This is a genomic window from Streptomonospora nanhaiensis (assembly GCF_026642255.1).
Lineage (GTDB): Bacteria > Actinomycetota > Actinomycetes > Streptosporangiales > Streptosporangiaceae > Nocardiopsis > Nocardiopsis tropica.
Map to the genome: position 1 here is coordinate 5,714,782 of NZ_CP113264.1, position 11,693 is coordinate 5,726,474.

Consider the following 11,693-nt stretch of genomic DNA (forward strand, 5'->3'; position numbering starts at 1 on the left):
ACCCGGCGCCCCGTGGGCGGCGATCCGGTGTCCGCCCGGCGTCGTGTGCCCGCGTCTCGTCAGGCGCGCGTGTCGTCGTCGATCCCCCGGGCCACCAGCGCCTCGCCCGTCGCGTCGGCCATCCGGAGCAGCTGGACGATCACCGGGACCACGAGCAGGTGGGGGCGCCCGGACAGCCCCCGCGCCCGATAGGCCTCCTGGGACGTCCGCCAGGCGTCGGCGACCATCGGGATGGAACGGATCGTCAGGGCGAGCACGAGCGCCACCCGGTCGGGGGCGACCCCGACGTGCCGGAGCGGGCGGGCCACGCGCTCGAAGAGGTCGAGCATCTCGCGCACGCGCGTGGTGAGCGTGACGACGTTGGCGAGCAGCACGAGCGCGGCCAGCTGCGCGCACAGGCGCACGGCCGTCTCCCACTCGCCGAACAGGACCTGGAACAGGGCGATGGCCAGCAGGAACGGCCACAGGACGCGCAGGACCCCCCAGGCGCGGGCGGGGGCCAGCCCGACCACGGGGTAGGCCAGGAGGGACGCGGCCAGCGCGCCGAGCGCGATCCGGTGGTCCGCGGCGGCGAGGAGCGCCACGCCTGCGGCGAGCAGTCCGAGGAGCTTGGCCCAGGCCGGGGCCCGGTAGAGGGGGCCGGTGCCGGGGACGTACAGGCCGATCGCGCTCACGCGCCGGCCTCCCGGTCCGCCCCGTCCATGAGCCGGAGGTAGTGGGCCACCGCTTCGGCGGGGGCCCCGTCGAAGGCCACCCGCCCCTCGTCCATGACCAGGACCCGGTCGAACCCGTCGAGCAGGTCGAGGTCGTGCGTGAACAGGACGACCTGCTGGTCGAGGCCGTCGAGGGTGCGGTGCACCATGCGGGTGTTGCGCAGGTCGAGCAGGGTGGTGGGCTCGTCGCACACCAGCACCTCGGGTTCGGTGGCCAGGACCGACGCCAGGGCGAGGAGTTGCTTCTGGCCTCCGGAGAGCAGGTGCCCGGGGTGGTCGCGGTGGCCGTCGAGGCCGTAGCGGACCAGGAAGGCGTCGACGCGGCGGGCGGTCTCCTCCCTCCCCAGTCGGAGGGAGCGCAGGCCGATCTCCACGTCCTCGGCGACCGTGGGCATGATGATCTGGTTGGCGGCGTCGGAGAAGACGAACCCGACCCGGCGCCGGATGTGCTTGGCGTGGCGCCGGGTGTCCCACTCCCCCAGCGTCACCCGGCCCTCGTCGGGGACGACGAGGCCGTTGAGGGTGCGGGCGAGCGTGGACTTGCCCGATCCGTTGGCCCCGATCACGCCGATGCGGTGCTCGGCGAGGTCGAGGGTGACGTCGCGCAGGACGGCGCGGTCGTCGTAGGAGTGGGAGACCCCCTGGAGGCGGAGCATCAGGCGGCTCCGCCGCCGCTGCCGGGCTCCTGGTCCGCCCCGTCGCGGACGGGGCGTCCGGCGGGTGGGATCGGGTAGGCGCGCAGGACCGCGGAGGCGATGAGCGCGGTGAGGACGACCTTGGCGGCGTCGCCGACCAGGTAGGTGGCCCCGGAGACGGCCGCGATCTCCCAGCTCTGCACGGCGACGGCGAGCCAGGGCAGTCCGATCGCGTAGACCACGACGATGCCGCCGAGGGCGTTGACCAGGACCCCCTGCCAGAGGCGGTAGCGGCCGTTGCGCAGCATCAGGTCGGTGAGCAGGCCGATGACGAGGGCGGCGGGGATCCAGCTCACGATGAACCCGGAGGAGGGGAGCGCCAGGGCTGCCAGCCCTCCCCTGCCTCCCGCGAAGAGCGGCAGTCCCGCCAGGCCGAGCACGACGAACGTGGCCACGGCCAGGCTGCCGCGCTTCCAGCCCAGGAGGCTGGGGGCGAGCATGATGCCCAGGGTCTGGAGGGTGACCGGCACCGGGGAGCCGGGGAAGGGGATCGCGACGGTGACGCTGAGGGCGGCGATGAGGGCCGCGAACACGGCGATGAGCGCCAGGTCGCGGGCGGTCAGACCCCTGTGGCGGACGTGCTTCTTCGTCCCGTTGGCGGGCATGGGCGTTTCCCCTCGGGGAGGCGGTGGGAGTGGATCACCACCCATTGTCCGTGATGCGCGTGTGGCGGGGGGAGGGCGGGGCGCACAGTTCCGGGGGCGTCGGACTTGTGGAGGTCGTCCTGAGACGGGGATCACTCCGCGGGGCCTCGCGGCGCCCGTCGGGGCTCCCGTGGCCGCTCACGGCGGGGAGCGGCCACGGCATCGGGAGCGCTGCCCGGGGCCGTGCCCTCAGCTCTCCCCGCTGTCGTCGCGTCCCCGGTAGACCAGGCGTCCGGCCTCGTCCCGGCCGTAGCGGGCACGCCCTCCGCCGGGGACGACCAGGACCAGGCACGCCCCCCGGAGGCGGTCGGCCCTGGTGGAGCGGACCCGTGCGCCGTCCAGGGGGCCGCCGACCAGCTCGGCCCAGCCGGCCCTGGCCCGTACGAACCCCGCCGCGAACACGACGGCCGCCGTGCAGCACCCGGCCGCCGCGAAGGCGGTGTGCCCCGTCCAGGTCCACAGCATCATCAGTGTGGCGACGGCCAGGAGGGTGGCGAACACCGTGGCGGCGCGCCCCTCGAGGAGCGGCCACCGTGCGTTGTCAGCAGGGGATGGATTCACGACCATGCGCCTTCGATCCGGAACCGGGCGCCCTCGGCGCCGTGCGGGCGCCTGGGGCCTTGAGCTCGTGTGCGGGCGGAACGGCCCCGGGAGGGTCTCCTGCGGGGAGGCCCGACTCCTCGGGGCGGTCAGTTCCTCTCGGGGTCCGTGCCCGCCGGGACCGCGGCGTGCGGGTGGTTCAGGTCGAACGCGGGACGCTCCGAGCGGATGCGCGGCAGCGACGTGAAGTTGTGCCGCGGCGGCGGGCAGGTGGTCGCCCACTCCAGCGAGCAGCCGTACCCCCACGGGTCGTCCACGGTGACCTTGGGCGCCTTCCTGGCGGTGATGTACATGTTCCAGAAGAAGATGAGCGTCGAGGCGCCGAGGACGAAGGCGGAGACCGAGGAGATCTGGTTCAGCTCGGTGAAGCCGTCTCCGGGCAGGTAGTCGGCGTAGCGGCGCGGGAAGCCCATGGCCCCGAGCCAGTGCTGCACCAGGAACGTGCCGTGGAAGCCGAAGAACAGCAGCCAGAAGTGGAACTTGCCCAGCTTCTCGTTGAGCATTTTTCCGGTGAACTTGGGCCACCAGAAGTAGAAGCCCGCGAACATCGCGAACACCACGGTGCCGAAGACCACGTAGTGGAAGTGGGCCACCACGAAGTAGGAGTCGGTGACGTGGAAGTCGATCGGCGGGGAGGCCAGGAGCACGCCGGTCAGTCCGCCGAAGAGGAAGGTGGCCAGGAAGCCGAGGGTGAAGAGCATCGGCGTCTCGAAGGTGATCTGCCCACGCCACATCGTGCCGATCCAGTTGAAGAACTTCACGCCGGTCGGGACCGCGATGAGGAAGGACATGAAGGAGAAGAACGGCAGCAGGACCGCGCCCGTGGGGAACATGTGGTGCGCCCACACGGTGACGGAGAGGCCGGTGATGGCGATGGTGGCGGCCACCAGGCTCTTGTAGCCGAAGATCGGCTTGCGGCTGAAGACCGGCAGGATCTCCGTGACGATGCCGAAGAACGGCAGGGCGATGATGTACACCTCGGGGTGCCCGAAGAACCAGAACAGGTGCTGCCACAGGATGGCGCCGCCGTGCTCGGCGTTGAAGACCTGGGCGCCCACCATGCGGTCCGCCCCGAGGGCGATCAGGGCGGCAGTCAGGACCGGGAACGCGATGAGCACCAGGACGCTCGTCAGGACCACGTTCCACGTGAAGATCGGCATGCGGAACATCGTCATGCCGGGCGCGCGCATGCACAGGGCGGTGGTGATGAAGTTGACCCCGCCCAGGATGGTGCCGAGGCCCGACACGAGCAGGCCCAGGATCCACAGGTTGCCGCCCATGCCCGGGGAGCGGACCGCGTCGGACAGCGGCGTGTACGCGAACCAGCCGAAGGCGGCCGCGCCTGCCGGGGTGAGGAACCCGCCCACGGCGACCAGCCCGCCGAAGAGGAAGAGGTAGTAGCTGAACAGGTTCATCCGGGGGAAGGCGACGTCGGGGGCGCCGATCTGCAGCGGCATGATGATGTTCCCGAACCCGATGAAGAGCGGGGTCGCGAACAGCAGCAGCATGATCGTGCCGTGCATGGTGAACAGCTGGTTGTACTGCTCGTTGGACATGAGCTGCATGCCCGGTGAGAACAGCTCGGCGCGGATGAGGAGCGCCAGGACGCCGCCGAAGAGGAAGAACGCGAACGAGGTGATCAGGTACATGTACCCGATGACCTTGTGGTCGGTCGACGACAGCCAGCTGGCGATGAGCCTCCCCTGGCGGGTCTCCCCACCGCCCCCGGTCTCGTCGTACACGTCGGGCGCCGTCGATACCTCTGCCACGATTCAAACCCCCGAATACGCAAAACAACGGATAAAAGAGGGCCGCCCGCAGCCGTTTCCCGGCCGCCGCGCCCCCACGGAATCCCTTTCCAGAATCCCAGGGTAACGCTAACGCAGGGCTCGGCCTCGCACGCGAAAGAGAGTCCGTGTTCTCCCGTTGAATACTTCGCTTTTGTTTCGTTCTTTTCCGTTTTGCCGTCGGCCGGGACGGTTACGGGTGATTGTTTTCCCGGAAAGGCCGGGATTCGGCGGGACCCCGGCTCCGAGGGCGGGTCCGGAGCGGCCTGTCGACGGCGCCGAGGGGCCGGTACCGTGAGGGGCCCGTCCGTCGGGGCGGCCGCGTGCGGGGGCACGGTGGACGGCCCGCCCGGGCCTCACCCGCACGGGGCGGCCATGCGCGGAGTTCTGCCCCCGTGGCGCCGCCCGGCCCGGTGGGTCTTGTCCGAAAGCCGCCGGGGGCGTGTTCCGGACGAGGCGGGAGCGAACTTCCGAGGCGCCGCCCCTTCGACATGACGCGCACCCGCACCACGGGCGATCAGGCGAAGGACAGAGAATCATGACGGCTGAACCGGTCGAACCGGGCGGGATGGCGGCCGAGCCGACCGAGGCCCGGTCCCGGTGTCCGCCGCGTATCCGGAAGAGCTGGAGGACGCCGCCGACAGCGCGGTGATCAACGCCCGCGCCGACGAGGAGACCGTCCCCCTCCGGTTCGAGGACTACGTGTGAGCCGCTACACGACCCAGGTCGGGATCGCCCCCCGTGGCGACGTGTACGACCGCTGACGACGCGGGCCGGGCTACTCCGTGGGTGCTCCGGCGCGGCGGATGCGGTTGATCGGGACCGGCAGCACGCACACCGGGACGGGGATCTCCAGGCGGTGGCCGGTGTCGGCCGGGACGCCGGTGCCGGGGTCGATGAGCAGGGACGCCAGGGAGTCGCCGTTCTGGGCCGCGACCACCAGGTGGTCGGGCTCGCTACGGTGGCCCCGGACCACGGCGAAGTTGCGCGGCCATGCCCCGACAACCGTGTTGGCGACGTGTTCGAGGCGGGCGCCGCCGTCGCGGACGGCGAGGGTGGAGACCGCGTCCGCGCCCCGGTTGGACACGTACACGTAGCCGCCGTGGGCGGCGACCTCCCCGGGGAAGTTCGTGCCGGCCGCCTCCTCGCCGGTGGCGTGGACCGAGCCCAGATGCTCGGCGGTGCCCGCTTGGCCGTCCCAGCGCAGGACGTGCACGCGCGAGTCCAGCTCGCCGGCCACGTACACGTACTCCCCCGCCACGACCGCGTGGCGCGGGCCGGTGCCTGGCGGAAGGGCGACAGCCCCCGCCGGCTCGCCCGCCCGGTGGACGCGCAGTTCGTCGGTGCCCAGGTCCACGACGAGCAGGCTCTCCCCGTCGGGCGCGACGGCGAGGCTGTGCGCGTGCGGGCCCTCCTGGCGGTCGGTGACCGGGCCGCTCCCGGTGTGCGGGAACCCGCGACCGCCCGCCTGCGGTGTGCCGTCCGCACCCAGCGCGAACACCGTCGCGGTCCCGTTGGCGTAGTTGGCCACGCCCACGGAGGATCCGAGGTCCAGCACGTGGCAGGGGGAACCGCCGCCGGTGGGGACCGAGCCCAGCTCGGCGAGGGAGGCGTCGCCGTCGACCCGGAAGGCGGTCAGCGTGCCCTCGGCCCTCTCGTTGACGGCGTACACCGTGGGCGGGTCCGCGTGGAAGGCCAGGAACGACGGGCCCGGAGTGCGGGCCGCGACGCCGCCGTCGGTCATCTCGCCCGTCTCCGGGTCGAACCACACCCGGTACATGCCCTCGCCCTCTCCCGGCGGGTCGGAGTCGGGGGTGTAGGTCCCCACGAGCAGCAGCCGACGTCCGTCCACCGATCCACCGACCGATTCGCCCACCGGGGAGCCTCGTTTCCGTAGCATGCGTTCGCGATCCAGTGGTCTACACCACCGGCCGCATGCTACAGGTCCCCCGTGGCCGGAGGGGCGCAGGCACCCCCTTCCCGCCCGTCCGGCCCGGCGGGGGTCTGCCTCGAGCGGGCCGGTGCCGGTGTCAGCGCCCGGCGTCGGCGACAGTGGCGAGGATGTATCCGGGGCGGCTCAGGTCCTGCCAGGCGAAACGGGCGATCCGAACATCCGGGTACCACCGTTGCAGGTCGTTCTGCCGTTCGCGGTCCCGGACCAGGGATCGCGGTCCGCTGTGAGCACGCAGCCCGTCGGCCTCACCGATGAGCCGAGGGCCCTCCCACCAGAAGTCGACCACGGCGATGGTCCTGCCCTGGCCGTCAGTGAAGCGACGCTGGAGCTCGTCCGGGGGCAGACCGCCGTCGGCGCAGATCAGACGGATCCGCGTCTCCAGCGCGCTCTGTGACCGGGGGTCGGCCAGGGTCCACCAGCGACGCACGTCGACACAGCCCCTGCGGCCCCGGTTCGCTTCCTCCAGCGCGGGGATCTCCTCCCAGCCGACGAGTCCCTGCTGGAGGGCCGAGTCCATGAGGCACACCGCGGTGTCCCGGTCCACTCCCAGCACGGTGTCCCGCAGGGTGCGCCCGGGGCGGGTGACTCTGATGCCGTTCCCGATCTCGGTCACCTCCTCGGGGAGGGTGTACCAGCTGTGCAGCGTGATACCGGTGACGTGGCGCTGCGCGCCGAGCGCGGGGATGACCATGTGGACCTCGCGGCCGTCCCATGGCGGGAGCCCCTGCATGTCCCACAGGAGCGCCGCGGTCTCGCCGCCGGCGAAGGAGCGGGGGCCGAGGGCCAGCTGTGCCGCCATCACGCTGCTGCGGAGCCTGTCGGGGCTCCCGGGGGGCGGGAGCAGGGGGAGCACGACGTACACCTGCCGGTACGGCCGGACCCACTGGCCGCTGCGGAGCTGGCGGCGTATGCCGGCCTGGCGCAGTCCGTGCGCGTGGGCCTGCCCCCAGCTGATGACGCCGTACTGGCGCCTCGCGGTGCCGATGGCCGCGGCGAGGGCACCGGTCGGCCGTTGGGAGACGTGGTTCATGCCCCCACTGTCGGTCACCCTCCCCCAAGGTGCCAGCGTTGTTGCCCCACCTGTGTATAACCCACCGCCTTTCCCCGATGATCTTGTACTTGTAGCGAGTTTGGGCGCCCAATGTCGCTACAAGTACAAGATCATCGGGAGGGGGAGGGTCGGCGGCTACTGCCTGCCGGCGGCCTTGACGGCCTCCAGGGCCTTCATGATGCGCTTGTCGGAGACCGGGTAGGCGGTGCGCAGCTCCTGCGCGAACAGGCTGACCCGGTACTCCTCCAGCATCCAGCGCAGCTCGGCCACGTCGGCGTCTGCCGCCCGCCCGGGGGGCAGGGACCCGGTGACCTTCGCGACGGCCTGGCGCATCTGCTCGGTCTTGGACATGTTGACCTGGTCGCGGCGCGGGTTCTCCGGCAGCTTGTCCAGGCGGTACTCGATGCCCCTCAGGTAGCGGTGCAGGTCGTCCAGGCGTGCCACGCCCGCGGCGGTGACGAACCCGTCCCCCACGAGGGAGCCGAGCTGGCCCTGCACGTCGTTGAGCGAGGGCAGGACGGCCAGGGAGGTGGTGCCCCTGACCTTCTTGGAGACCTTGCGCCACAGCACCAGGACCCGCGCGACCTTGTCCAGGGTCTCCGCGAGGGTGTCGCCGAGGTCGGCGCGGACCCGGTCCGCGAGCGCGGCGAAGTCGTCGCCGTTCCAGACCGGCCCTCCCTCGCGGGCGAGCAGGTGGTCGACGGCGGCGGACTCGGCGTCGGCGAGCATCGCCTTCACCGAACCGTGCGGGTTGTCGGCCAGGGCGAGCTTGTCCGGGTTGTTGAGCCCCTTGCTGACGGCGAGCGCCGGCGAGGGGATCGTCAGCATGAGCAGGCGCCGGGTCCCGGCCCGCATGGCGGCGCGCTGCTCGGCCCGGGTGTCGAAGATGCGCACCGCGACGCTGTCGCCCTCGTCCACCAGGGCCGGGTAGCCCTTGACCTTGGGGCCGAGCGCCTTGCGCTCCAGGGTCTGCTCCAGCGGACCGAAGTCCCAGGAGGTGATGCCCTTCTTCTCCACGCCCTTGGCCTCCGCGGAGATGGCCTCGCGCAGGCGCGGTTTGAGCTTGGCGCGGAGCTGCTCCAGGTCCTTGGACTCGGCCAGGGTCCGGTTGCGGTCGTCCACCGCTCGGAAGGTGATGCGCAGGTGGTCGGGCACGCGGTCGAGCTCGAAGGCGCTCTCCGGGATCCGGTCCCCGCCCCTGGGCTGGGCCATGCGGGTGAGCTCGGCGGCCAGCGCCCCGGTCAGCGTCCCCTCGTAGGGGGTGAGGCCGGCGCGCGCCTGGGCGGCGTTGTCGGGGACCGGTACGAAGAAGCGGCGCTGCGGCTTGGGCAGCGAGCGGATCAGCGCGGTGACGAGTTCGTCGCGCAGGCCCGGGATCTGCCAGTCGAAGCCGGTGTTCTCCACCTGGTTGAGGAACTTGAGCGGGATGTGCGCGGTGACTCCGTCGGCGGCGCTGCCCGGCTCGAACTGGTAGGTCAGCGGGAACGTGAACGCGCCCTGCCGCCACACGTCGGGGTAGTCGTCCTCGCTGACCACGTCGACGCCGTCGTTGATGAGCTCCTCGCGGGTGAAGTCGAGGAGCGTCGGCTCGGTCCGGCGGGCCTTCTTCCACCAGGCGTCGAAGTGCGCGGCCGACACGACGTCGTCGGGGACGCGTCGGTCGTAGAACCGGAACAGCGTCTCGTCGTCGACGACGATGTCGCGGCGGCGGGCGCGGTGTTCGAGGTCCTCGACCTCGTCGAGGAGCTTGCGGTTGTCGTGGAAGAAGTGGTGCCGGGTCTCCCAGTCGCCCTCGACGAGGGCGCGGCGGATGAACAGCTCCCGGGACAGCTCCGGGTCGATCTTCCCGTAGGACACCTTGCGCTGCACGACGATGGGCACGCCGTAGAGGGTGACGCGCTCGAACGCCATGACGGCGCCGCGCTTGCGCTCCCAGTGGGGTTCGCTGTAGTTGCGCTTGACGATGTCGCCGGCGAGCTCCTCGGCCCACTCCGGTTCGATCCGCGCGACCATGCGGCCCCACAGCTTGGACGTCTCGACCAGCTCGCCCACCATGACGAAGCGCGGCTGCTTCTTGAACAGGGCCGAGCCGGGGAAGACGGCGAAGCGCGCCCCGCGCCCGCCCAGGTACTCGTGCTTCTCGGGGTCCTTGAGGCCCACGTGGGAGAGCAGTCCGGCGAGCAGGGACATGTGGACGCCGCGCGGGTCGGCGGCCTCCTCGCGCAGCGGCGGCACCTCGATGCCCATGGTGCGCAGGACCTGTTTGAGCTGGGAGTGGATGTCCTGCCACTCGCGGACGCGCAGGTAGTTGAGGAACTCCTCGCGGCACAGCTTGCGGAACTGGTTGCCGGACAGCTCCCGCTGGCGGTCGCGCAGGTGGTTCCAGAGGTTGAGGAACGCCAGGAAGTCCGACTCCTTGTCGGTGAACCGGGCGTGGGACTGCTGGGCCTGCTGCTGCTTGTCGGTGGGGCGCTCGCGCGGGTCCTGGATGGACAGGGCGGAGGTGATGACCATGACCTCGGCCAGGCAGTCGCGCTCCTGGGCCTCCAGCACCATGCGGCCCAGGCGCGGGTCGATGGGCAGCTGGGCGAGGCGCCGGCCGGTCTGGGTGAGGCGGCGCTTGCCGCCGCCCTTGCCGGAGGCGGCCTCGGCCTCGGGGTGCAGGGCGCCGAGTTCCAGGAGGAGGTTGACGCCGTCCTTGATCTGGCGGTGGTCGGGGCCGTCCACGAACGGGAAGGCCGCCACGTCGCCCAGGCCGAGGGAGGCCATCTGGAGGATGACGGAGGCGAGGTTGGTGCGCAGGATCTCGGGGTCGGTGTACTCGGGGCGGGACAGGAAGTCCTCTTCGGAGTACAGCCGGATGCAGATGCCCTCGGAGACGCGGCCGCAGCGGCCCTTGCGCTGGTTGGCGGAGGCCTGGGAGACCGCCTCGATGGGCAGCCTCTGCACCTTGGTGCGGTGGGAGTACCGCGAGATGCGGGCGGTGCCGGGGTCGATGACGTACTTGATGCCGGGGACCGTCAGGGAGGTCTCGGCGACGTTGGTGGCCAGGACGACGCGGCGCCCGCTGTGGGAGGACCACACGCGTCTTTGCTCGGAGACCGACAGGCGCGCGTAGAGCGGGAGGATCTCGGTCCCGCGGAGCTTCTTCTTCTCCAGTGCCTCGGCGGTGTCGCGGATCTCGCGCTCGCCGCTGAGGAACACCAGGATGTCGCCGGGCGGCTCGTGGGAGAGCTCGTCGACGGCGTCGAGGATGGCCTGGGTCTGGTCGCGGTCCGTGCCGGGCCCGGGGTTCTTCTCCTCGGGGTCGAGGATGTCCTCCGAGATGGGCCGGTAGCGGACCTCGACGGGGTAGGTGCGCCCGGACACCTCGATGATGGGGGCGTCGTCGAAGTGGCGGGAGAAGCGCTCGGGGTCGATGGTCGCCGAGGTGATGACGATCTTGAGGTCGGGGCGCTTGGGCAGGAGCTGCTTGAGGTAGCCGAGCAGGAAGTCGACGTTGAGGCTGCGCTCGTGGGCCTCGTCGATGATGAGGGTGTCGTACTGGCGCAGCATCCGGTCGTGCTGGATCTCGGCGAGCAGGATGCCGTCGGTCATCAGCTTGACCAGGGTGCTGCCGCTGGAGGAGTCGGTGAAGCGCACCTTGTAGCCGACGGTCTCGCCCAGCGGCGTGCCGATCTCCTCGGCGATGCGCTCGGCGACCGTGCGCGCGGCCAGCCGCCGGGGCTGGGTGTGCCCGATGGTGCCCATGACGCCGCGGCCCAGCTCCAGGCAGATCTTGGGCAGCTGGGTGGTCTTGCCGGAGCCGGTCTCACCGGCGACGATGACGACCTGGTGGTCCCGGATGGCCTCGGCGATGTCGTCGCGCCGGGCGCTGACCGGGAGCGACTCGGGGTAGGTGAGCTCGGGGACGGCCTCGCGGCGCAGGTCGACGCGCAGGACCGCCTCGTCGATGTCCTTGGCGATCTGGGCGGCGGCGGAGGCGCTGCGGCGCTCGTCGCGGATCTTGGCGAGGCCGTCGATACGCCGACGGAGCCGGTGCCGGTCCGCGGGCATGAGGTCGCGGAGCCGGGAGCGGAGTGCGTCCGCGGTGGGTGTGGGCGTGGTCGTGCTCATCAGTAGTCAAGAGTAGGAGGGTCGGCAACCGGTTTTCGACGCGGAGCCGGATACCGGAGGAGAACGGTCGCGGCCGGGGCGCTCCGCGAGGTCGGCGGAGGGTTCCCGGGCACGTGGTGCTCAACGCCGGCGG

8 protein-coding genes are annotated in these 11,693 nt (G+C 71.5%); all 8 read right to left on the minus strand.

Translation table 11 applies throughout. The features are described from left to right. Window positions 1–59: 59 nt before the first annotated feature. Window positions 60–674, minus strand: a complete 615-nt coding sequence (locus tag OUQ99_RS24645) for an energy-coupling factor transporter transmembrane component T family protein (protein ID WP_267946169.1) — start codon at window positions 672–674, stop codon at window positions 60–62. Continuing rightward, the gene (locus tag OUQ99_RS24650) at window positions 671–1,369 is read right to left on the minus strand and encodes an energy-coupling factor ABC transporter ATP-binding protein (protein ID WP_267946170.1); all 699 of its coding nucleotides are present in this window, start codon (window positions 1,367–1,369) and stop codon (window positions 671–673) included. Before OUQ99_RS24650 ends, OUQ99_RS24645 begins: the two co-directional genes overlap by 4 nt. Continuing rightward, entirely contained in the window at window positions 1,369–2,013 is a 645-nt protein-coding gene (locus OUQ99_RS24655; RefSeq protein ID WP_267946171.1) for a biotin transporter BioY, read from the minus strand. Before OUQ99_RS24655 ends, OUQ99_RS24650 begins: the two co-directional genes overlap by 1 nt. A gap of 228 nt (window positions 2,014–2,241) precedes the next feature. After that, window positions 2,242–2,619: a hypothetical protein gene (locus tag OUQ99_RS24660; protein WP_267946172.1), complete on the minus strand. Its 378-nt coding sequence runs from the start codon at window positions 2,617–2,619 to the stop codon at window positions 2,242–2,244. A gap of 122 nt (window positions 2,620–2,741) precedes the next feature. After that, on the minus strand, window positions 2,742–4,394 hold the full coding sequence (ctaD, locus tag OUQ99_RS24665) for an aa3-type cytochrome oxidase subunit I (protein WP_267950485.1): 1,653 nt from the start codon (window positions 4,392–4,394) through the stop codon (window positions 2,742–2,744). An 823-nt stretch (window positions 4,395–5,217) separates the two neighbouring features. Then, complete coding sequence (locus OUQ99_RS24670) at window positions 5,218–6,339, minus strand: lactonase family protein (protein WP_431061444.1); 1,122 nt, start codon at window positions 6,337–6,339, stop codon at window positions 5,218–5,220. 130 nt (window positions 6,340–6,469) lie between these two features. Continuing rightward, window positions 6,470–7,423: a type IV toxin-antitoxin system AbiEi family antitoxin domain-containing protein gene (locus OUQ99_RS24675; RefSeq protein ID WP_267946174.1), complete on the minus strand. Its 954-nt coding sequence runs from the start codon at window positions 7,421–7,423 to the stop codon at window positions 6,470–6,472. A 156-nt stretch (window positions 7,424–7,579) separates the two neighbouring features. Beyond that, entirely contained in the window at window positions 7,580–11,560 is a 3,981-nt protein-coding gene (hrpA, locus tag OUQ99_RS24680; RefSeq protein ID WP_267946175.1) for an ATP-dependent RNA helicase HrpA, read from the minus strand. Between the last annotated feature and the right edge of the window lie 133 nt (window positions 11,561–11,693).